Source organism: Sphingopyxis bauzanensis (assembly GCF_002205675.1).
Taxonomy (GTDB): Bacteria; Pseudomonadota; Alphaproteobacteria; order Sphingomonadales; family Sphingomonadaceae; genus Sphingopyxis; species Sphingopyxis bauzanensis.
On sequence record NZ_NISK01000001.1, the window covers coordinates 31,190 to 52,805 of the forward strand.

Genomic DNA, 21,616 nt, shown 5'->3' on the forward strand with positions numbered 1-21,616 from the left:
TGCTTCTGGACCATCGCCGGCGCACCCGCGATTACGTCATGTTCGTGCAGCGGCCAGATTTGAGCAAAACCGCGCCGCTTTCGCGCACGACCTCAGAGCGGCGGCATGCGGGTCGAATGCAACTGCTTGGCGCGCCGGTCGATCGACCAAAGCAGGCGTGGTTCGGCCGGGTCCCAGTCGATCGCCTGCCCCTCGGTCGGCACGGGAAGCGTCGCGACCAGTTCGAGCGTCGCGCCCGCCTTCGGCAGCCGCAGCGCATAGACTTCGGGTCGGTCGTGCCCGCTCGCATACATCAATCCGTCGGCCCCCCATGCGAAACCCGAACAGCTTTTAGGCGCGAAGCGCTCCAGCACGGTATCGGGAAAAAGCCAGGATTCGAGCGGACGGAAGGAAGCATCCATGCGGACTAACGTCGTGGAACGATGGTCGCGCCCCGGCTCGCCGCCGCGGTCGTCGTAATTGGCGAAGACGGCCCACCAGTTCCCTTCATGCCAGTCCATCGCGGTCAGCGATCCGTACATCCGGCCGAGGCTGACCGTGCGGATATGGCGGAGGGTCTTCGCGTCGAAAATCTCGACGCTGCTCGCCATCGGCACTTTCGGATAGTTGGACGAGGCGCAAACAAGCTCGGCCTTGACGACTGCGCAGCTGTTGAGATGCGGAAACAGCTTCGGATCGCCCTCCCACCCCGCAACCCGCTTGCCGCTCGCTTTGTCATATTTGCCGATCGCATAGTTATCGATGGCATAGACATGGCTCCGGTCCGCCGCGACGCCCTGATCGGCCTCGGGCGCCGCGATAATAGAAAGCGTCAAGAGCGCGGTGGAGAGCATCAGAAGCGCACCGATGCGCCGGCGTAGAACGTCCGGCCATAGCGTTCGTTCTGGATGATCCAGTCGCGGCGTTCGCCCTGATACTGGCGCGTCGGCTCGTCAGTCAGATTCTGCCCTTCGACGAACAGGCTGACGTTATCCGTCACAGCGAACGACGCCTTTGCGTCGAGCCGACGCAGGTCGTCATTATATTGATCGCCGAGCATGTCGGCGCCGAGCGAAATCAGCGCGCTGCCCGTGTTGTGATAGGCGATCGACGCCTCGATCGGCCCATTCTGGTAGAAGAGCTGTGCGCCATAGAGCAGGTTAGACTGCTCGGGGAACGCCGCGGGGTCGGCGCGGCCCGGCACCTTCAGCTTCGAATCGATCAGCGTCATGTTCGCCTCGACCCCGAAGCCCGAGAGGAAGCCGGGAAGGAAGTCGAACTGCTGACGATAGGCGACCTCCAGCCCGATGATGTCGGCACTGGTCCCGTTCGCCTTTTGCGAAAAGCCGAGCACCGCATAGTCGCGACCGCCATAGCTGGTGTCGAGCAGAGTGAAGCTTTGCGTATAGACCGGGTTCTTGATGAATTTCGCAAACACGCCCACCGAAAACAGCCCGCCCTTTGCGAAATACCATTCGGCCGAGGCGTCGAGCGCGTCGGCGATATAGGGTTCGAGGTTCGGATTGCCGAGCGACACCGACCCGTCAAACGTCCCGTCGTCATTCTGTTCATAACTGATCTCGCCGCCAGGGGTCAGGTCCGAATAGTTGGGACGGCCGACGCTGCGCGTATAGGCAAGGCGGACGATTACCTCGTCACTGGGCTCGATGCGCACGATCAGGCTGGGCAGCCAGTTGGTGTAGTTGCGCTTCGCGTTAACGGCGACGACGTCGGTTTCATTCTCGAGCTGGAACCCCCGGATCGTCAGGTCGGTGCGTTCGACGCGAATGCCCGGTGTCACGGTGATCGACCCGAAATCGAGGTTCGCCATCGCATATCCCGAGGCGATATCCTCGCCAAGATCGAGATCCCCCAGCGTCGCATTGGCAAGCGTCGATGTCTCGTCGAGAACGAAATAAGCGGCATTGGCCGGGTCGGCGGTGAAGGTATCGATCAGGCCGGCGTCGATCACCGGCGTAATCAGATAATCATGGCCGCCGCCGACACGCGAAATCACGTCGGCGCCCTGCAACCCGAACTGGCCTAACGTAAAGCGCGTCGCGGCATTTCCGCCACGCGAAAAGATGCTGTTATTCGAATCGAAAACCTTGTCGGTCGCGCGATATTTGCCGCCGACCTTCAACCAGCTGTCGTCGCCAAAGCCGAGCTTTCGCGTTACATCGAGCCGGCCCGTCCAGATATATTCGTCGCCGCTTTCATCCTGAACCGTATATTGGCGGAAACCCAGGTTGCTGGGTGACAGCGGGGTACGCGGAACCGCGCTGAATAACTTGTCGGTGAAGTCGAAATCGACTGTTCCGGGATTGCCGCGGAACTGCCACAGCTGGTTCGGCTCGACCACCTCGTTGTGTGAACGTGCCAGGCCATAGTCAAAGGTCCAGTCGTTCGCCTCGGTCTTACCGCCGATCATGCCAACGAGAACGGACTTCTCCTTATATTCAAGCCGCAGGTCCGATCGCTGCTCGGTCACCGTCGATACGCCGGTCAAGCCATCGGGGGTCAATGTTACCGTCCCATTGTCCCGTTGCGCCTGAGTCGCGAAATCGAGCCGAAACCGCTGGCGATATTCATTCTCGGTGAACTTGCTGTAGAGGCCCCGAGCCCACAGATGGGTGGTGTCGCTCGGGCGCCAGTCGAGCGAGGCGATGCCTCCGATGCGTTCGCGCTCGAGCTGATAGTCGGTATATTTTATATTGGTCGGCATCCCTTCGCGCGCCGCGCCGGGGAACGCCGCCCAATCGTCCGGAAAGATGCCGAAGCTCTGGAAATCGCGTTTCGAATAGCTGCCGCCAATCAGGATACCGAATTGCTCGTCGCCGCCGAAACGGCCGCCGGCGCTCGCGTCACCGCGGATCGGATATTTCTCATTGAGCGTCTGGTATCCAACCTGCGCGTTCGCCGAAAGAACGAAAGGCTCGGCGAAGTCGAACGCGGTCTGGGTCACGAGGTTGATCATGCCGCCGATGCCCTGAGCGTCGAGGTCGGCGGTCTTCGCCTTGGTCACCTCGACGCGATTGAGCAATTGCCCCGAGACGATGTCGAGCGGCAAGCGGCGGGTGTTGCCGTCGGGATTGCCGAGTTCGAAGCCGTTGACGGTATAGTTGTTGAGGTCCGACGGGATGCCGCGGATCGCGACATAGCGTCCCTCACCCTGGTCGTACTGGACGCCGACGCCGGGCAGCCGCTCGATCACCTCGGCGACGTTGCGGTCGGGAAGCTGGCCGATCTCGTCGGCCGCGACGACATCCATAATACCGACGGCATTGCGCTTGATCTCGATCGCACGTTCCTGCTGCGCGCGCTGCCCCGTGACGACGATCGCTTCGCCTTCGTCGGCAGGCGCCAAATCCTGGGCGAGAACCGGCGTGGATGTGAGCAGTGCAAGAGCGCTGACACCGGCGAGGCAAAGCTTGTTTCGCATATGAGTTCCCCTGATTGTTGCGGCGCACCTAGAGCTGGGCAGCGACAATTCTGTGACCAATCAGTGACAGCCATGCTTCGTTTAATTGACCACCACTGTCACATTGTGGAGGGCGGTGAGAAACCGGGCCAATGGAACGCCAGCGATTTGTTGAGCGTGGCGGTTTAAAAACCAGCCATTGGATAGGTTGCTCCTTTTAAGGGGGGTGGCCGAGGATGTTTGCCGTGGAGAGCTACGCCGCCGTTCGGCACTTTGTTTTTATTGAAGGTAATAGTCAGCGCGAGGCCGCGAAGGTCTTTGGACTGAGCCGCGAGACGATATCGAAGATGTGCCGGTTCTCGCTGCCGCCGGGCTACACGCGGACCAAACCTGTGGCGAAGTCGAAGTTGAGGGCATAGCGTGAAGAGTACGCCAAACAACGCTGTGGGCGAACAATCAGTGAACGCTTAGGCGACGCGGGCATTTTGCGGCAGGTTCAGGGCCTTGCGGCCAGCGGAAGCGGCAACTCTATCCCAGAGAAAGTCTCCGGAAAAGGCGATATGTTCCCAGCCTACCGGGGATGTATGGGCAAGGAGGTGGTCTGGCGCAGCGACCGATTCCGATCGTAGATGCTGGACAGCAGCGCCCATGTAGGTCTTGTTCCAATAGACGATGGCGGCGATGACCAGGTTGAGGCCCGATGCGCGATATTGCTGGGCTTCATGGCTGCGATCAATGATGCGCCCTTGCCGGAATGTGTAGATCGCCTGCGTCAATGCATGGCGTTGCTCGCTGTTGTTGAGGCCGGCATGGCAACGCCGGCGCAGGTTGGGGTTTTCAAGCCAGTCGAGCATGAACAGGGTTCGCTCGACCTTGCCGATTTTCTGTAGCGCCACGTCGAGCTGGTTCTGCCGCTCATAGGCGGCGAGCTTTCGCAACATGACCGGCCTTGATCGAACCGACAAGCCGTAGCACATCGCCCCATTGTTCACGGATAATATCGGTCCGGATGCGCTTGCCCAGCAGCGGGGCAATAAATGGATAGGCGGCCACCGGGGCGATTGACGGGAGACGCCTGTCGGGAAAGTCCCGCAGGCGCGGACAGAAGCGAAAGCCCAGCATGGCGCACAGGGCGAATACATGGTCGGTCGCCCCGCCGGTGTCGGTGTAATGCTCTACGATCCTGAGATCGGTGCCATGGCTGGTGAGGCCATCAAGGACATAGGGCGCCTCGTGCGTCGCCGCCGAGATCACGTTGACGTGGTAGGGCGCGCGCTGATCGGAATTGTGCGTGTAGAAGCTGAAGCCATGATCGACGCCGTAGCGGGCGTTGATGTCGCCGCCGGATGCGCCTCGCTTCGCGCCCCTGAAAAATTGTCCATCGCAGCTGGACGTGGTGCCGTCGCCCCAGACCCGCGAGAATGGCAGGCGGTGATCCACAAAGCCGGGCCTATGGAGATGAACGTAGCGCATTCCGAAGACTTTGCGCGATCCTTGCTCTGCCGAAGGCGAACAGGGATATTGGTTCGGTCGGTCCGCAGCCATCAGATCTGGTCCAATGGACAAACCGAGATTGAGATCACCGATTTGAAGCTCGTCAAATGCCAAATGTACGAACGCGCCAGGCTCGATCTGCGGCGGGCAATACCGATGCCGCCTTGCAATCATCGGCTCAATTGCACCTCCGGTTCCAGGATCTTGCGGGGCGGGCGGGGGGGCATCGTAAGGCGCTGCACAACCGTCCGGATCGCCGCGCCGCCAGATAATCCTGCGTGATCTCAGGCATGCGCTCTCCGGGGCGACAGCGATGCGGCCGAACACCGAGCTGGCCTTGTTCATGATCAATCCGGCGGAACGGCCGCATGGGACCCACATAGCACAACAGCTTCCCCAACCTCACATCCGAACCGCGGATCACAACCGGCCCGTCTAATCCAATGACGGGAATGGAATCCTGTCGACCGCGCGATGAAGCCCGTTTCAGCGAACTGTTAGTGCTTCCCCCTCATCCATATGAAATGTAAGCTTGCGGGATAGACCCGGATGGAGCGGATCGGCATGTGTCGCGTCCGAAGATCGTCAAACAGAGGACGCAGGGAAAGTCTCGAATGAAACGTTCTTCAAGAAATTATGCCGAGGGAGAGTCTCCGCGCGAGAGAATAGTCAATGCCGCTCGCAGATTGTTCGGTTCGAAGGGCTTTTATGCGACAACAACGGCTGAATTGGCGGAAGAAGCGTCGGTCAGCGTCGGCCAGATATACCGACTCTTTACCGACAAGGACGACGTCATCCTCGCAATAGTGGAGGAAAATGTGCGCGTTCGTCTGGCCGAGATGCACTCGATTTTCGACGCCGTGGAACGGCGCGAGCTTGCGATGTTCGAGGCGATCAAGGCAATCGCTGCCAATTCGCTGCACAATGAGGATGGCAGCCTGTTCTATGAGATTTTGGCGGAGGCTTGCCGAAATCCTACAGTCGCAGAGCGGTTCGAGAAGCAGACCGCCTTTTACCGCGATGGCATACGCCGCCTCGCTGCGCTTGCACGGCCCGATGTGCCTGCGGCCGAGCTCGAAGCCTATGGCGATGTCATGATGGCCTGTTTCATCGGGCTCGGCCACCGCACGGCGATGTCACCACCCGTCGATCCCGAAGCGACAAGCCACAGCACAGCTTGCCTGATGATGCGCGCGCTTGGTCTGGCGGAACTGGAAAGTGGTCGCGTGCAAACCCAGCCGTGACGATTCCGAAATGCGCGCACGGCCGTAAGCGGGGGAGGACCCATCATGACATCGGCGACTGTGCAGCTCTGGGGCCGCTACCCTGGCGGGCGACGGGTAATCGATGATGCCGCCGAATTTAGCCGGCAGCGGCATCGGAGGTGATTGCACCGTGCCCGCTGGGATCGGCGCTTTAAAGACCGGAAGCGCGAGGCGTGTGGTCCGCAGCCACAGACGCTGTACCAGGATTGAATTACCGCTTGACCGGAGAATCGGGATTGCCTAATTGAAATAGGAGTGAGCGCTCATTTCATAACGTGCTCCGGAGAGATAATGGGAACCAGCGCATTCATTCCCCTGTGGAAGCCGGCACGGTCACTCGCGATCATGGGGTTCTCGGCAGCATTGTTTTTCCCGTTCGGTTTGACGGGCCCGTTTGCGCTATTTCTCCCTACCCTAGGCGCCGGGTCCCGCCACCTGCCAGCCGGTGTTCCCTGAACCGGCTACCATTGTCCACTGGTCGAAGCCCTTCGGGTCGCGTCGCGCCGGCTGGCAGGACCAATGAAAGCATCGTCCGTCGAGGCGAGCGCCGCGAAAGGCTGGTATGATGACCTTGGAAACACCAACGAGTGGCGGTCGGCGACCCATCCTTCGTCTCCGGGGCTGGCAGGACGAGCCGAACGGGGAAAACGAGCGGACCTCGGAGAGCATAAGCGCGGGCCCCCCTCGGCTACGCCTGAAAAAAAGCAGATCAAACAACCGCAACCGAATTGTATGTTCGGAAGAATAAAAGGAAGCACATGGGCAACCTATCGTCTTCAATCGTGTGGATGCTCGGCGGAATGGCGCTCGCGTCTACCGTTCTCCTGTCAGCCTGCGATAGCGGCACGACAAGCGCGAGCAACTCAACCAACGTCGCGAAACCGGTCGCTCCCGCAGAGCTGCCACCGGCAATCGAGAAAAGTGTGACCTATCGCTGCCAGGACAACGGCATAGTCTCTGTGGATTTCCTGAATGATGGTCTTACGGCCACGCTCCGGACCGATGGCAATCTTGCCCAGCTCAAGGCGAATGAAACAGGCGGACCGTTCCAGGGCGGTGGAGTGACCATGACGGTAGACACAAGCGAGATCACCCTGACCGAGTCCGGAAAGAAAATCAGACAGTGTAAATGAAGAGGCGCGCATGTTGAAAATGCGCGGGAGAGACGCCTGTCGAGCCTACTGTCCGGAAGGATATCGCGACCAAGGATGGGAGGAGCGGTGCCTTCCATTCGGCAGCCTGTTCGGGGCTCGTCTCAGCATAGCCTGTTTGCGGTCGAACAACTTTCGACCTTTGTCATAGCGAAGCCAAACATGCTCTCGCTCAGGCGGCGCAATTTGCCGTCACACGTACTTCTTGAAAGGCCGAAGGTGGGCCACGCCGGCGCTGTTCCTGAAACGCCCTGGGCACCGCTTTCGTCACGCAGTCCGTCCCAAAAAGCCTGCGGGGAAGTCGAACGCATTCGCATGACAAGCCGGGTCACAGAATTGAAATATTAGAACTTGTTTCGGCCTGAAGCAGGATTGTCACCCGGCCGCTGGCGGATTTAACACAGACGACAGGAGCCCCCGTTCACCCAACTCCTCGGTGGTCGCGATCCGCCGACACGCCTCCGCGGTCACGGCGCCCTGCACCAACACAACCTCCGCTTCACGCAGTGGCAGCCGGAGGCTGCACGCACCGCTTCAGAAGGAGGGTACCGGAATGGCTGCATACCACTTCGCATCGTCGAGTATTGCGTGTCGGCGGCTGACTGAAATGGGGGTGGGTAAAGGGCTGTCTTGACTGCCCTTCCCGGGAGGTCTATTCGTTTGACATTGGAGTGAGGGCTCATTCCGATGAGAAATGAGGGAGGGTCGTGAAGTGGAGGGAGCCTTCGCCCAATTTCCGGATGCGTCGAGTGCTCAGGATGAATCTGCTCGCCGATTGTTCTTGCAGCCATTGTCTTTGGCAGGCGAAACCTCCTGTGAGGCCTTCCCGCACCTCCTGTCCGCTGGCCCGTCAGTCGATGGCTCCGCAGGCGGGCTAGCCGATCGCGGGATTTCACTCTCACTGTTGGAACGTCGCGCGATTTGGATCGGCATGCAGGATGCGGCTGCCGGTTATGGACCTCTGCCGCCTGGATCAACCTGGATCAGGCGACTTTACCGGCGTTTTTGCCGATGGACCGCGCAAGCAAACCTTCAACCTCTCTCAAATCCCCGTCTTGAAGCCTTTCGTTATCTTGGTCTGAAGTTCGGCCAGGACGCCGCTGATCTGATAGAGGACAACCGTAAACTGGAGGATCGTAACCCTTGTTGCCTATCTGGAGAGATATCGCCGTTTTCCTCGACGCCACACCCGAGGGCGAACACATAGGTTGCCGTGCGGCTGCGATCGCGCAACGTCATAATGCGCATCTGGTGGGCGTCTATGGCGTGTCCCACGAAAACGCGCATCCCACCGAAACCTTTGCGAGGGGCACTGCGGCGATTCGAGACGTGCTGACCCGGCAACGGCTTGCCGACGAACAGAAAATTATTGCCGCCGCTCGCCATTTTGGAGAACTGGCCCGCGAATATGGCATCGGCTCCGAATTCCGGATCGTGTGGCGCGATGACCTGCGCGACGAAGGCATGTTGCGGGCGCTGCACTGCGATCTCATCGTCGCGGCGCATCCCAAACCGGCAGACCTCCCATCAGGCTGGTCGGCCGAGCGACTGCTGCTGGCCACCGGCATTCCCGTGCTGATGATCCCTGCGGGATGGGGCGGTGAGACGATCGGCGAAAATGTGCTGATCGCATGGAATCGCAGCCGAGAAGCGCGACGGGCGGTGAACGACGCAATTCCGTTCATCAATTCTGCGTCCAACGTGACGATACTCACCATCGACAGCGGCCGGAACCCCGAACGTTTTGGGGCAGAGCCTGGTGCCAATCTCCTTAAACACTTGTCCAGATACGGCGCGCGTGTCGAGATCGCCAACATCACGTCCGAGGGCGTATCGGTAGCAGATGTGATCCTCGACCAGGCGGCGGAACGCGACGCGAACCTACTTGTGATCGGGGCTTATAGCCACCCGCGCACCACCGAGATACTCTTCGGCGGTGTCACTCGGTCGCTGCTGTCGAGCGCGCGGGTTCCGCTACTGATTTCCCGCTGACCATAGCGTATCCAGCTCAAAGACGTTGGCAGAAGAGTGATTGACTTGGTCTCCAGCGAGCACCCGCAAAGTGGGCAGTCCTTGCCGTCGAACCGAGGAATTGCTCGGGGGGATGATCGCCGACGCGCGCGCAATGCTGCCGTGTGCGGAATGCGAGCCGAACGGGGGCATTGGACGCCAAAGATGTTCGAAATATGGGAGATAATCGCAAAATGAGCGTCGTGGCCAGTGCTGCCGCTTTCCTTCTGATCGGAACGCAGCCCGAAGAAATAGGCATTGTTCACCAGAATGAGCCATTGGTCCGGACAGCTCAAGCTCAAGCAGCTTCTGCCGAACCATGTCCGATGATTGTGAATCCGCAGGACGAAATGCAGACCCCTGTCATGATCGGCGAAGGGCCGGTGGCAGCAGGACAATTGAGCGACGTGCCGGCGGAAGCTGGAAATACGGCTGAAGCAGCGCCGGACGAAATTATTGTGACCGCACGAAGCGAAGCGCCGCCGGGCGACCCACTCCAGAATGTGAATATTGAGGCCTTCCAGGTCGCTCAGTCGGTCGACAAGGCTCTCGTTGGGCCGATCGCCAAGGGATATGAGGGGGGCGTTCCGAAGCCGATCCGTGATGGTCTTGGCAACGCCTTGCGCAATCTCAGAGAGCCGATCAATTTTCTGAACTTCCTGTTCCAATTCAAGATAGGAAAGGCTGTGGAAACGGTCGGCCGCTTCGCGATCAACTCGACGATCGGCGTCGCGGGCATTTTCGACGTCGCCAAAAAGCCGCCCGTCAATCTGCCTTATCGACCCAACGGCTTCGCAAACACGCTTGGTTTCTATGGGGTGGAGCCTGGCCCCTATTTCTTCCTTCCGCTGGTGGGGCCCACGACATTGCGCGATATGGTCGGCGACGGCATCGACCTGCTCGTCTTACCCGTTTCCGTTGGCAAGCCTTTCAACCAGACCGCCTATGCTGTCCCGACCACCGTCATCAACAGGCTGAACGATCGTGTCGCGCGGGATGCGGAAATCGAGCGTTTGCAAGAGGAAAGCGCCGATCCCTATGTGGAGACGCGCAGCTTGTATCTCGAGATGCGGCAGCGGGAAATTGACGTGTTGCGCGGCAAGGATCGCGATCGGGCGGGCGAGCCTGATATGGTCATTCCCGACACGCTTGTCGCACCTCAGGCTTCCGATCCATCAGCCGACACAGCGTCAGATTGTGCAGAAACCTTGAGCAGAGGCACGACCCTTCCGATCGAAGACTGAGAAAATCTGCGGCCAGCAACAATGCTCGGATGCTGCGGTCTTCGAGACGGAGAATTGTCGATCAGCGTCAGATCAGCGTCAGAGTGGGGCCACGCTTCACGAAAGCTTAGGCATTGATTGTTATGCCTATACTGGCGCATGCCGGCGTCCTATCGGGACCCCGGTCAAAACCGCCTTTTTAGGGTAATTCAAAATGATAGATCGTGAAAGAGGAGGGGCCCGCTCCAACGCTGATCCACACAGGATGCTCGACGAGGCCTTTGTTGTCCTCATCGATGGTCAGCCGGCCAATAGAACTCGCTGTCGCAGAAGTTGGTAGTTTGCGCGTCCGTACATCTGCCGCTTTATGGCTTTGACCCTGCTGATCTGACCTTCGACCGGACTCGTCGTCCACCGGGTCAGAATGGCGCCTTTCACGGCATCGATGTCGCGGGCGATGCCGGCCGCAAAGCTGCCAAGTTCCCCGCAACTCCAGATGCAGCCGACAATCACGATCTGGCCGGGGTTCGATCTCAGGATCCTTGTAACGCGCGACCTGATCCTTGATCCCGCTACGGGAGCCGCACCATGACCAAGCTGCGGCTCGGTCCGATCGCCGATGATAAGCCGGTGAAGCTATCGATCGACCTTCCAGGGGGGCTATTCCGCGAGTTGACCATCTATGCCGAAGTCCACGCCCGAGCGACCGGCCTCGCTGAGCCCTTGCCGGCTGAAAAGATGCCGTACCCATGATCGAGCGTTTCATCGCCACCGATCGAGGCTTTGCTACAGAGCGGCGCCGCCGCTGACAAAGGGCAATGGCAGATCAACAGATGCCGGCGCAGGTGAACAGAGCAAAGCTCCAAGACACGACGTTCAGCAAAGATCGTAATTCCTTAGCGGAAGGCGTCAACTGGCGGCGGTCCTGCGTTCCATGCGGCGGAGCGGCAGGCCGAACCTGTTTAGGCTTCCCTCCTGATGAGGGAAGGGTAAGATGGCCGGCCCGCATCGCGGGTCCGGCGGCAAGGCGCAGTTGCTGGCGGTGAGCACAATTTCGGGTTGATGCCCCCCAGCCGGAGTTTAGCAGATGCATCTAATGTTCATCGGTTACATGATCACTGGATCCAGCGCGCGATGAGCCTGTCATCCGTCACAGCGTTTCTCTTGCTGTCCGGGGCAACGCCGCCTACCGTGGACGTTCCAGCTGAAACCCAGACGCAGACCGAGCGGCAGGGAAACAAAGGCGCCCAGACACCGCTGGAACCGCCGGTCGTCGTGCCGACCGTCGATGACCGACATTCCCCTTCTCCTGCCGCGCCGCCCTCCTCAGCGGGCGAGCCGCCGATCGAAATTTCCTCGTCACCCGCTGATATTGTGGTGACTGCGCGTGGAGAACCGCCTGCTGGTGATCCGCTCCAAGAAGCCAATATTGCATCTTATCGGGCGGTCCAGTCGATCGACAAGGCATTCGTGGCCCCCGTCGCTACCGGCTATCAAGGGATCGTCCCCGAACCCGTTCGCGACGGGGTAGGCAATGCGCTGCGAAACCTTGGCGAACCCGTCAATTTCCTGAACTTCCTGTTGCAGTTCAAGATCGGAAAGGCCGCCGAGACGCTCGGCCGCTTCGTCGTCAACACGACCTTCGGGGTCGGGGGTCTTGTCGATGTTGCGAAGACCAAGCCGTTCAACCTGCCCTACCGGCGCAACGGCTTTGCCAATACATTGGGTTTTTACGGCGTCGAGCCCGGTCCTTATTTCTATCTCCCGCTCGTTGGCCCAACAACATTGCGCGATCTGGCTGGAAACAGCATCGACTTGCTCGTCGTGCCAACGGCTGTGGGCGCGCCGTTCAACCGCACCGCCTATGCAGTTCCGACTACCGTGATCAGGCAACTCAATGATCGGATCGAGGGCGACACCGAGATCAAGCGTCTGCAAGAGCAAAGCGCTGATCCCTATGTCGAAACACGAACCCTCTACCTCGACATGCGCCAACGACAAATCGACTCGTTAAGGGGCAAAGGCAGGGACGGCACTGCCGGACTCCAAGCCGAAACCACGCACAGCCAGCCCGGCTCGTTTACCGATCCTGAAACACCTACCGCCGCCGAGCCCACTGAACATGAAACGCCGACCCCGGTCGGTCCGCGTCCCCACCCCCAGCGTTAATTTTGCAGATTCGAGGGGCAGGAGCCAATGTGCCTCCCATGTCGCTCGCGCGAGGCGCAAGCTTCCGCCCTGCGTACGCCGGACGTATCTCACACCCATCCCTCGCCCAAGACTGCTATTGGCGCATGAAATCGGCGTCGGAGGGCCTACTACTGGCACTCCGACGCCGCGATTTTCATGCGGTATGATTTTTCCCGTTAGATTGGGAAAGCTAAATCATTAGAATTTTGCGCCGATCGCGACACCATAACGCCGCGGATCAAGCGTGTAGATATTCGTAAAATTGCCGGAAGATGCATCGGTGACATAAAGTCCGGTAACTGAGTTGCTATCGAAGATATTCTGAACGAACCCCCGGACAAACCAGCGCTCGTCGGCACCATTCAACTGCAAAACCGCATTAGCCTGTACGAAAGGTTCGATGCGATTAATCCTGCCGTTGAAGATATTGCCATATTGCTTTCCGGTCATGGAAATGTCGACGCGGGGGACGAGTGTCATACCATTTCCGACCTCTGCCGTGTACTGCACGCCCATCGAGACCTTGACATTCGGTGCTTGGGGCAATGTGTTGCCCTTGATGTTAACCTCGACGCCAGGACTCAAGACCTGGATCCCGCTGTTCGCAGGGATAGCGCTCGCGAGGACACCGCAAATGCCGAACGCGCCGCTGGAGGCGATATTGCCGTCCGAAGGAAATTCCTGCGGTGCGCGAAGGCCGAGAGCCGCATTTACACCCGCAACGAACGCATCAGCAACGCCAGGCGCAGGTCCCGTGACAGCGCAGTGCGCACCATTGCTGATGTCCTTGATAATCACGGCATCAGGATCCCCGCCGCCCGGATCACGCGGATTGGAGAAGAATTGATCGCCGGCGACCTTGGCATTGAGATAGCTGAAGGACAGATTGATAAGCCAGTTCGGGTCCGGCCTGATGACGGACTCCAGTTCGACACCCCAGATATTGGCGTCAACCGTGTCATTCACAGACGTTCTTGCCACGATGCGGCTGAGCTGCAGTCCACTATATTTGTAGTAAAATGCGGTGGCATTCAGTTGCAACGCGCCGTTTGCGAAGACGTTCTTGGAGCCAATCTCGAAGGCATCGATCGATTCAGAGCCGAAACTCTCGCTGACGGCGAAAATCGGAGAAAGCGGAGGATTGATACCGCCGGATTTGTAACCCCTCGAGTAAGATGCATAGAGTGAATTGTCCGGCGTAACCTCGAAGGCCAGAACTGCTCGTCCGGTAATTTCGTCGAAGCTTACTTCGCGAAACTGGGCGAGCTGTTGGCCCGGTGTCCCCGGGTCGGCATCGAAAAGTCCAGACGGCCCGGTGAGAGGCGTTATCGGGGTATCGAACGGATCTCCATCGTTGGCATAAGGGTTCAGGAAACTGATCAGTGTCGTACGCGCCGTTACATCCTTCTTGTCATTGTTGTAACGCAGCCCCCCGGTCAACGTCAGCCGGTCGCTTAGATCGAAATAGACCTCGCCGAAAATCCCATAGCTCTCCAGATTCGATTCCAGCGAGTTGTTCCGATACATCGACGTCGCGAAATAGGATGGCGGAAGGCCGCCCGACAAGGAGCCGAATGAACCCAATATGGCACTGGCGTAATCGAGCGCAAACGAGTTCACATAATAGCTATTGTCGGTGGTTTTCGATTTCGCGTAAATTCCCCCCAACAGGAAATTGAACGGCCCGTCGAAGTCACTCGTAAGGATGAGCTCTCCGCTCCACGATTCGCGTTGTTCCGAAGATCGATCGAAAGAAAGCGGCGTTTCGGAACACAGCGAGTTCCCTTCGAAAGCGCCTCTGCTTCCATCATCATTATCCGAGGTGCACAGCACGCCCTGCGGACCGTCCGGGATGAGAGCGCCGGCCATCGGCGAAAAATAGGCCGAGGAGCCGGGAATGAAGGCCGGCGCCGGCGGAGCAAGACCCGTCGGCAATCCGTTAGCCGCAAAAAAGGCCAGCGTATTGAGCGCCGGGGCGAAACCGGCACGGCTTTGAATTCCAAGAAAATAGTCCTGCCTGGAATCGACTTCAGTATCCTGATAAATGCCGGTGGCCGTCAGGGTCATCGCGCCGAATTTTTGCTCAAGGCGCGCCTGCACCTGTAGCTCTTCCGCAAAATAGAAGGGCGTATAGGCCGTGTTGACGACACGCACATCGCCAGGCTCCTGAAACCCGGAAAACCCGTCAGGGCCATAAAGGCTGCCAAGGCCGAGTACGGCGGGAATGCCCTGAATGGCGAAGAACTCGGAAGAACTGAGCGTCGCACCGACCGTTGAATTTGCGTTCGTGGTATCGAAATCACGTCGATTGTTCAGGCATCCGAGCACGCCCAATGGATCGCGTTGGCACGTTTGTTTCTGGTTTCTGAGGCGCGTGTCCTTTTCCCGGAAATAATAGCCCATGAGATCGATCGTCGTATCAGGACCGGGCTCGAAACGAAGTGAGCCTCGCAACGCGTAAAGGTCCCGAGTGTCGATGTCCGATCCATCATAAAGATTCGTCGTATAACCGTCGCGGTTCACATATATGCCCGCCAGTCTCACGCCGATCATATCCCCGATCGGGACATTGACCATGCCACGCGCTTCGATGCTGTTGAAATTGCCATACTCGAATTGCGCTTCAGCCTCGAAACGGGAGAGTTTGGGTTTCGCGGTCACGACATTCACGACCCCGGAGGTCGCATTCCGACCGAACAGGGTGCCTTGAGGTCCGCGAAGGACTTCAATCCGTTCCAGATCGAAATATTCGGTCTCGAACAGGCGTGTTCCGAACAAGGGTGATCCATTGACATGGATTGCGGTCGCAGCATCGCAGGTGACGCCGACGCACAGGTCGCCAACGCCGCGAATAGTGAATGAAGCTGAGGTAAAATTGCCTTTCGAGAAGGATACATTGGGCAGCGTCAGCTGTAGATCCGAGGCATTTTCGATCTGCTGGCTTTCAAGCGCTTCAGCGCTGAATGCGCTGACAGCGATCGGCACGTCTTGCAAGCTTTGCGCCCGACGTTGCGCCGTAACGACGATGACATCGTTACCGCCATCTGGCTCTTCGGCTCTGGTTTCCTGAGCATTTGAGACCTGTGGCAACGCCATCAGGACGGCGCTTGCCAACCAATAGGCTTTGTTATTCATCACCCTTCTCTCCCTGTCTCGATTTTTTAGTTTCTTGCGCGAACCCGTGCCTTTCCCCGATTGTCGATGTTCAAAAATGGGGCAGCTCGCCGAGCTGCCCCGAGTTTGAGAGGTGGCCAGAAGGAGATTTCCGGAGAGGAAAAGACTCTCGCCGCCCGGCTGGAAGCTGAGCAGTTTTTCGGTATTTGGTAAAGAACTTTATTATGGCACTTTATTATATTGCTCGGGGCGGTGGGAGGTGTGCCATCTGAGATCCGAAGAAATCAGTTTATACATCCGATGCTTGCTGTCAGCGCTTCAGCCTTGGCGCGGTCGAGCGCGCGCCGACGACTTTTGGATGCTGCTGGTACGGCATGCCCGATCCGGAGCGCATGACCCGCGTGGTCCAAGGTTGGGTAGCAGTGCAAAAGGCCGGACTCTGATCCCGGCTGGTGGAAACCAGGGGATGAGGTCAGTTCACCTATTTCTTCCTGTTCATTTTAGAGTCATCAAGATCGTATTAACCACGTCACGGTCCCTGCCGGGCAGGGCTTTCACGTGGGGGCATCCATGACCAGAACCAAACCATCCCTTGAGTCAGCTATCCTGTTGGCCAAATAGGATCAAGGCGACCGGCGCACCAATTTGCCTCGTGACTGAGCCATGTGCGCGCGAAACCGTCACCACTTCGATGGGGATTTGACATGACATTGCCATTTCACATGCCGTCCACAATCCGCCTTTCGGGTGTAGGTCTTGCCGCTTGTGCGATTGCCACGATTGCTGCCGCAAGTGCGCAGGCGCTACCACTGTCCAGCTTCAAGGATCAGGGCGTCGACCATATCTTTGGCAGCTACGCCCCGCGCGGCGACTGCTCAAAGGAACCGCGCGTAACCATCGATGAAAAGGGCATGACGTTCCGCGCCAATGGTCGGGAAATAAAGCCCCCTCGGGTGGAATATGCTCTCACCTTCATGGGCCAGAGCTATGACGGCATCATGGCAGTATTTTTCCCCTTTCCAGTTAGCAGCAATGATTTTGGTCGGGTTCTAATGTATGTGAACGACGACGAGAAGCGCGGTGTCATCCGCTTTGAAGCCGATCTGCCGCGCGGCCAACGCCCAGATTCTTTCCACGCGGCCTTCACGGGTGGCGGCCCGTTCACGCTCTGCAAGGGCAGCGCTCTAGCTGGCACGCCAGTGCCGCCACGGCCTGAACCGACGGTTGCCGTGCAAGGCATTCCAGCGGAATGGACCAATCTCGCCAGCCTCGTCGGAAAATATCCGGGAAGCTACGCCAAGGACAATATCGACCTGTTCGATAAGGGTGCCTTGGCTGCGGCATTGAAGGCCCGGATGGGGCCGAAGATGGCTGCGCTGCGGACCAATCTCTCAGCCGTCTCGCCATTGCAGCGGGCTGGGAACTATTACTATCTTTCCGGCAATGCGCAGCATCAGGGCGGTGTGGAGCAGGCCTATATAATGATAGACCCGGCGCGCCGTGCGGTGCAGGTGGGCCTTTGGGAGCGCGGCAAGCTAACAGTTTATCCGTCTGCTTCGGGCGTTAGGCTGCCGATTGCGCCGGAAATCAAGACGCTGTTGGACAAAAGCCCGCCCGAAACGGCAGTGCCGCTTCCCGGTACACCCTGGGAAGTTGTACCGGTGCAAGGTCGCGCGCCCATGGCTTATGTGAGCGCGGCGGCATCTCCCAACATCGAAGCCCTCAGTCTCTATTGTGAAGGCGGAAAGCCCTACATGGCGATGCTGCTCAACAAGCCCTCCGCCGACAATGCGATGACGATGACGTGGAACTTCTCCGGTCGGCTCGTTAGCATATCCGTTCAGCGCGCCAATGCGAACGGCACGCAATGGATCGGCGGCGTGACGGGCACGCAACTTGTTCCCCTGCTCATGCAGCAAAGCGGCACGGTGATGCTACGTATCAACGGGCGGCTGGAAGGCGAAGCCTCGCTCAGTAATTCAATTGCGGTGCTGCGCGATACCCTGCGGGGCTGCGGGCGGCTCTGACCTGTAAGAACGGCGCCGTCTCCATTTCAGAGATGGCGCCATTTAAATTCGCCTGATTGCGGAATGACGAGGCCTTATTCAGATCAATGGCGGGCAGCCTGTCTGTCACGCAGCTCGCCGACATCACCCTTACGCATTTAGGTTTCGCGGACAAAAGCTTGACCTGAGACTCATGCGCTGATTCATGACGGCGGTAATCGCATCGGGAAAGCCTTTTAGGCCGTCGACGACGGCAAGCAGGATATCCTCTGTGCCGCGGTTCCTGAGCTCGTTCATCACGCGCAGCCAGAATTTGGCACCCTCATTTTGCTCAAGCTACAGCCCGAGCACCTCCTTTGCGCCATCGGCGCGGACGCCCAAGGCGATGTGGATGGCTTTATTGCGAACCATCCCTTCGTCGCGGATCTTGACCCGGATCGCATCGAAGAAGACCAGCGGGTAAATCGGATCGAGCGGCCGCTGCTGCCAGGTTGCGACCTCGTCGAGCACGGCGTCCGTTACCGTGCTGATCAGATCGGGTGAAACGTCAATGCCGTACAGATCACGCAGATGCCCAGTGATCTCCCGGGTGCTCATACCACGTGCGTACATCGAGATGATCTTCTCGTCGAAACCGGGGAAACGGCGCTGATACTTGGCGATCAGCTGCGGATCGAAGCTCGACTGGCGGTCGCGCGGAATGTCGATCTCCAGCTTGCCCGTCTCGGTTGTTACGGTCTTCCGGCCATAGCCGTTGCGCACGTTACCAGCGCCTTCGCCTGTCGCCAGATGGTGATCCATCTCTGCGTTCAACGCGCGCTCCGTAAGCGCCTTCTTCAGCGAGTCCAGCAAACCGCCCTGCTAAAATGCGGCACTGGCGGCGCCTCCTGCCAGCAGTTGGTCGAGAAGCTCATTAGGTATAGCGGGTTCTTTGCGTCGGGACGTAGGGGGACTCCTTTTTACCCATTATGCCCGCCCACACACGAAAATCATGACAGTCCCGGCCTGGCCGGCCCTTGCAGGTGTAGAACCGCCCATAAGCCTCGTCGAAGCGTGATCCAGTCAATCATCCCGGCCAGCTACACCAGCGAATGCTCCATGTCGATCATGTTGACCAGCTGCATCCGGAACAGTTCGTCGTCGCGCAATTTCGGCTTCTTCGGGGGCATCTCGAAATCCTCGGTGTCTCGTCGAACCGATTGAATCATAGCACCACCGCAAGGGCAATATTCTACGTGCAACCCCACACCAAATCACAAGGCTTTTGCACCAAAGCGGCCAAAAACTTGCAAATCGGAATACTTGATCTGAGCTCAAACACACGCATCTCCGCGGGGTTCAGCGTTTTTCACGGGCGACTATCTCTCGGGATATGGATCTGTGGGCTTACCAGCGCGGTGTGACCTTGGACTTCTCCCGCCCTGGTAAGAGCCTGATCCGAAATTAAGTTGAGTGGTGTCAGCGGGTTAGCTTGACGCCATCCCAAGTCGCTGATTCACGGGGTTTTGCAACAAACTTCCGGAGTTCGACGATGTGGACCGACACCACTCGGGCGCAGTATGCCCGTGCACAGCTGACTTTGCCAAGCGATTTGACTGACGCGGAATGGGCCGTGCTGAAGCCGTTTCTTCCGCAGCCTTCACACGTTGGGCGCCCGCGGAAGTGGCCGCTGCGGCGCATCGTCGAGGCGATCCTGTATCTGCTGCGCGGAGGGCTGCCTTGGCGGATGTTGCCGCCCTGCTTTCCTCCGGTCTCGACGGTACGACGCTGGTTCTACCTGTGGCGCGACAATGGTCTGTGGCTTTCGCTCAATCATGCTCTGCTTCTGATCGGCCGGGAAGCGGTAGGGCGCGAAGCTTCGCCCAGTGCGGGAGTGATCGACAGCCAGAGTGTCAAAACCACCGAGAGCGGCGGGCCTCGGGGCTACGATGCGGGCAAGAAAATCAAGGGCCGCAAGCGCCACATCCTGACCGACACAGACGGTAACCTGGTTCATGCTGTGATCCACACCGCCGACATCCAGGACCGCGACGGTGCACCGTTCGTCCTCGCCGAAATAATCCGCCGCTTCCCGTGGCTGCGGCACGTCTTCGCCGATGGTGGGTATGCCGGTGACAAGCTCCGGGAGGCACTGAGCAAGATCGGAAAGAGCAAATGGACCATCGAAATCATCAAGCGGTCCGACACCGCCAAAGGCTTCGAGGTGCTGCCGCGCCGCTGGGTGGTGGAACGAACCTTTGCATGGCTCAGCCGCAACCGACGTCTCGCCAAGGACTTCGAACAAACCATCGCCTCAGCAACCGCCTGGCTGTTCATCGCATCAATCCAGCTCTTCACACGCCGTATCGCAAGAGCATGAAATTACACGAGATAGTTTTGAATCAGACTCTAAGCCCACCGACAATGCGTTCATCGAAGCGTTCAACAGCGAGCTGCGTAGCGAATGCCTGAACGCGCACTGGTTCCTGTCACTGCAAGACGCTTGCGAAAAGCTGGAGGCCTGGCGTAGACACTACAACGAAGAGCGACCGCACAGCGCGATCGGGAATATCCCCCCGATACTGACCTGCACCCCGATGCTGGACCACTTGGCTGGCGGCCTTCCAGCGTGCGTGCATCAGGGCGGGCCATGTGCCGCTGATGCCAACATGAGCGATATCGGCGGTTTGTTGCCGATCGCGCTGTGCGGTCGTACTTCGTTGTAGTCTCTACGCCAAGCCTCGCATTTTCGGACCGCGTCATCCAGGCTCATGAATCAATGCTGGTTCAGGCATTCCGCCCGGAACTTGCCGTTGAAGGACTCGATAAACGCATTATCCGTTGGCTTGCCAGGCCGCGAGAAGTCGAGCGTCACTCCTTTCATGTAGGCCCACAGATCCAGCTCGCGGGATATAAACTCGCTGCCCTGATCAACCCGGATCGAGGCTGGATAGCCGACCTCGGCACAGACCCGTTCCAGTACTTCCACCACATCCGGAGCGCGGAAGCGGAACCGCGGAACCACCGCCGGCGAGTAGCGGCTGAACGTATCCACGACCGTCAGAACACGCAGCTTCGGACCGGTCGCCAACTGGTCATGGACGAAGTCCATGGCCCATACATCATTGACGCGGGAGGCCGCACAGCGGCCTTCCCTCAGCTTTGCCTTTACCCGTCGCTTCGGCGCCTTCTTGCGCAGTTGCAGACCCATCTCCCTGTAAAGCCGGTAAACTCGCTTGCCGTTGATCGCCCAGCCTTCGCGCTGCAGTAGGACATGGATACGGCAATAGCCGTACCGTACCCGCGTCTCCGCGATCTCTTTGATCCGTTGCTTGAGGTCGGCCTGATCGGTGCTTTTGCCAACATAGTGGTAGCTGGATCGTTCCGCCCGGAGCACGCTGCAGGCCCTGCGGATGCTGACCTGCCATGTACTGCGGACATTATCGACCAGCTCGCGTCGCCGATCAGGCCTCAGAGCTTTCGCGAGACGACATCCTGCAACATCGCCTTGTCCAGACTGAGATCCGCAACCAGCCGTTTGAGCTTGGCGTTCTCGTCCTCGAGCTGCCGCAGACGCTTCATCTCCGACGGCATCAACCCGGCGTATTTCTTGCGCCAGTTGTAGTACGTCGCCTCGCTGATCCCGGCCTTGCGACACACCTCGCCGACCGACGTCCCATCGTCCGCCTGCTTAGTACTACAGTTGCATTTGATGTCGTATTCTTCGATGACTTTGAGCCGCGATCGCTTGGTGGGTTTGGCGCCATCGGGACCAAGCCCAGAC

Annotated in this window: 13 protein-coding genes and 6 pseudogenes; 11 read left to right on the forward strand and 8 right to left on the reverse strand. The window is 58.9% G+C overall.

Annotation, left to right across the window (positions count from 1 at the left end; translation table 11 throughout):
• Positions 1–92: 92 nt before the first annotated feature.
• Both CDQ92_RS00160 and CDQ92_RS00165 read right to left on the reverse strand, forming a co-directional pair.
• Positions 93–833, reverse strand: a complete 741-nt coding sequence (locus tag CDQ92_RS00160; protein WP_088439015.1) for a hypothetical protein — start codon at positions 831–833, stop codon at positions 93–95.
• A complete protein-coding gene (locus CDQ92_RS00165; RefSeq protein WP_088439017.1) occupies positions 833–3,421 on the reverse strand; it encodes a TonB-dependent receptor in 2,589 nt (862 codons plus the stop codon). Before CDQ92_RS00165 ends, CDQ92_RS00160 begins: the two co-directional genes overlap by 1 nt.
• Positions 3,422–3,636: 215 nt before the next feature.
• Here CDQ92_RS00165 and CDQ92_RS00170 point away from each other — a divergent pair.
• A pseudogene (locus CDQ92_RS00170) lies at positions 3,637–3,810 on the forward strand (IS21 family transposase); the annotation flags it as partial.
• A 57-nt stretch (positions 3,811–3,867) separates the two neighbouring features.
• Here CDQ92_RS00170 and CDQ92_RS00175 read toward each other — a convergent pair.
• A pseudogene (locus tag CDQ92_RS00175) lies at positions 3,868–4,834 on the reverse strand (Tn3 family transposase); the annotation flags it as partial.
• A gap of 674 nt (positions 4,835–5,508) precedes the next feature.
• Between CDQ92_RS00175 and CDQ92_RS00180 the strand changes: the two are divergent.
• The 4 genes from CDQ92_RS00180 (at position 5,509) to CDQ92_RS00195 (ending at position 10,564) form a co-directional block, all read left to right on the forward strand.
• Entirely contained in the window at positions 5,509–6,138 is a 630-nt protein-coding gene (locus tag CDQ92_RS00180) for a TetR/AcrR family transcriptional regulator (RefSeq protein WP_088439019.1), read from the forward strand.
• Positions 6,139–6,917: 779 nt separating this feature from the next.
• The gene (locus CDQ92_RS00185) at positions 6,918–7,292 is read left to right on the forward strand and encodes a hypothetical protein (RefSeq protein ID WP_088439021.1); all 375 of its coding nucleotides are present in this window, start codon (positions 6,918–6,920) and stop codon (positions 7,290–7,292) included.
• A 1,161-nt stretch (positions 7,293–8,453) separates the two neighbouring features.
• A complete protein-coding gene (locus tag CDQ92_RS00190; protein WP_088439023.1) occupies positions 8,454–9,302 on the forward strand; it encodes a universal stress protein in 849 nt (282 codons plus the stop codon).
• Between the two features lie 212 nt (positions 9,303–9,514).
• Entirely contained in the window at positions 9,515–10,564 is a 1,050-nt protein-coding gene (locus CDQ92_RS00195; protein ID WP_158213744.1) for an MlaA family lipoprotein, read from the forward strand.
• Between the two features lie 279 nt (positions 10,565–10,843).
• On the opposite strand, the pseudogene CDQ92_RS22010 reads toward CDQ92_RS00195, so the two are convergent.
• A pseudogene (locus CDQ92_RS22010) lies at positions 10,844–11,026 on the reverse strand (ISL3 family transposase); the annotation flags it as partial.
• 105 nt (positions 11,027–11,131) lie between these two features.
• Here CDQ92_RS22010 and CDQ92_RS00205 point away from each other — a divergent pair.
• The 3 genes from CDQ92_RS00205 to CDQ92_RS00210 all read left to right on the forward strand — a co-directional run bounded on the left by CDQ92_RS00205 (position 11,132) and on the right by CDQ92_RS00210 (position 12,712).
• Complete coding sequence (locus CDQ92_RS00205; RefSeq protein ID WP_444544651.1) at positions 11,132–11,296, forward strand: DUF2274 domain-containing protein; 165 nt, start codon at positions 11,132–11,134, stop codon at positions 11,294–11,296.
• Positions 11,293–11,352, forward strand: a complete 60-nt coding sequence (locus CDQ92_RS22015; protein ID WP_444544653.1) for a hypothetical protein — start codon at positions 11,293–11,295, stop codon at positions 11,350–11,352. The genes CDQ92_RS00205 and CDQ92_RS22015 overlap by 4 nt, the downstream gene beginning before the upstream one ends.
• 253 nt (positions 11,353–11,605) lie before the next feature.
• Positions 11,606–12,712 carry an MlaA family lipoprotein gene (locus CDQ92_RS00210; RefSeq protein ID WP_088439025.1) on the forward strand — a complete coding sequence of 369 codons (1,107 nt, stop codon included), beginning with the start codon at positions 11,606–11,608 and terminating at the stop codon, positions 12,710–12,712.
• A 219-nt stretch (positions 12,713–12,931) separates the two neighbouring features.
• Here the strand turns inward: CDQ92_RS00210 and CDQ92_RS00215 are convergent, their stop codons facing one another.
• Entirely contained in the window at positions 12,932–15,868 is a 2,937-nt protein-coding gene (locus tag CDQ92_RS00215; protein WP_088439027.1) for a TonB-dependent receptor, read from the reverse strand.
• 683 nt (positions 15,869–16,551) lie between these two features.
• Here CDQ92_RS00215 and CDQ92_RS00220 point away from each other — a divergent pair.
• A complete protein-coding gene (locus CDQ92_RS00220; protein ID WP_088439029.1) occupies positions 16,552–17,874 on the forward strand; it encodes a hypothetical protein in 1,323 nt (440 codons plus the stop codon).
• 186 nt (positions 17,875–18,060) lie between these two features.
• Here the strand turns inward: CDQ92_RS00220 and CDQ92_RS00225 are convergent.
• Both CDQ92_RS00225 and CDQ92_RS21775 read right to left on the reverse strand, forming a co-directional pair.
• Positions 18,061–18,750 (reverse strand): annotated as a pseudogene (locus CDQ92_RS00225) (IS256 family transposase); the annotation flags it as partial.
• A 182-nt stretch (positions 18,751–18,932) separates the two neighbouring features.
• Positions 18,933–19,061 carry a hypothetical protein gene (locus tag CDQ92_RS21775; protein WP_268239198.1) on the reverse strand — a complete coding sequence of 43 codons (129 nt, stop codon included), beginning with the start codon at positions 19,059–19,061 and terminating at the stop codon, positions 18,933–18,935.
• A gap of 323 nt (positions 19,062–19,384) precedes the next feature.
• Here CDQ92_RS21775 and CDQ92_RS00230 point away from each other — a divergent pair, with 323 nt between their 5' ends.
• Together CDQ92_RS00230 and CDQ92_RS00235 are read left to right on the forward strand one after the other, a co-directional pair.
• Positions 19,385–20,212 carry an IS5 family transposase gene (locus CDQ92_RS00230; protein WP_088439031.1) on the forward strand — a complete coding sequence of 276 codons (828 nt, stop codon included), beginning with the start codon at positions 19,385–19,387 and terminating at the stop codon, positions 20,210–20,212.
• Positions 20,213–20,228: 16 nt separating this feature from the next.
• A pseudogene (locus CDQ92_RS00235) lies at positions 20,229–20,411 on the forward strand (integrase core domain-containing protein); the annotation flags it as partial.
• A 59-nt stretch (positions 20,412–20,470) separates the two neighbouring features.
• Here the strand turns inward: CDQ92_RS00235 and CDQ92_RS00245 are convergent.
• Positions 20,471–21,561, reverse strand: a pseudogene (locus CDQ92_RS00245) (IS3 family transposase).
• Positions 21,562–21,616: the final 55 nt, after the last annotated feature.

Excerpts from the sequence above, each read along its gene's own strand:
- CDQ92_RS00180 (WP_088439019.1), top strand. The coding sequence starts at position 5,509 with ATGAAACGTTCTTCAAGAAATTATGCCGAGGGAGAGTCTCCGCGCGAG.
- CDQ92_RS00220 (WP_088439029.1), top strand. The coding sequence starts at position 16,552 with ATGACATTGCCATTTCACATGCCGTCCACAATCCGCCTTTCGGGTGTA.
- CDQ92_RS00230 (WP_088439031.1), top strand. The coding sequence starts at position 19,385 with ATGTGGACCGACACCACTCGGGCGCAGTATGCCCGTGCACAGCTGACT.
- CDQ92_RS00215 (WP_088439027.1), bottom strand. The coding sequence starts at position 15,868 with ATGAATAACAAAGCCTATTGGTTGGCAAGCGCCGTCCTGATGGCGTTG.
- CDQ92_RS00195 (WP_158213744.1), top strand. The coding sequence starts at position 9,515 with ATGAGCGTCGTGGCCAGTGCTGCCGCTTTCCTTCTGATCGGAACGCAG.
- CDQ92_RS00185 (WP_088439021.1), top strand. The coding sequence starts at position 6,918 with ATGGGCAACCTATCGTCTTCAATCGTGTGGATGCTCGGCGGAATGGCG.
- CDQ92_RS21775 (WP_268239198.1), bottom strand. The coding sequence starts at position 19,061 with ATGATTCAATCGGTTCGACGAGACACCGAGGATTTCGAGATGCCCCCG.
- CDQ92_RS00205 (WP_444544651.1), top strand. The coding sequence starts at position 11,132 with ATGACCAAGCTGCGGCTCGGTCCGATCGCCGATGATAAGCCGGTGAAG.
- CDQ92_RS00165 (WP_088439017.1), bottom strand. The coding sequence starts at position 3,421 with ATGCGAAACAAGCTTTGCCTCGCCGGTGTCAGCGCTCTTGCACTGCTC.
- CDQ92_RS00210 (WP_088439025.1), top strand. The coding sequence starts at position 11,606 with ATGCCCCCCAGCCGGAGTTTAGCAGATGCATCTAATGTTCATCGGTTA.
- CDQ92_RS00160 (WP_088439015.1), bottom strand. The coding sequence starts at position 833 with ATGCTCTCCACCGCGCTCTTGACGCTTTCTATTATCGCGGCGCCCGAG.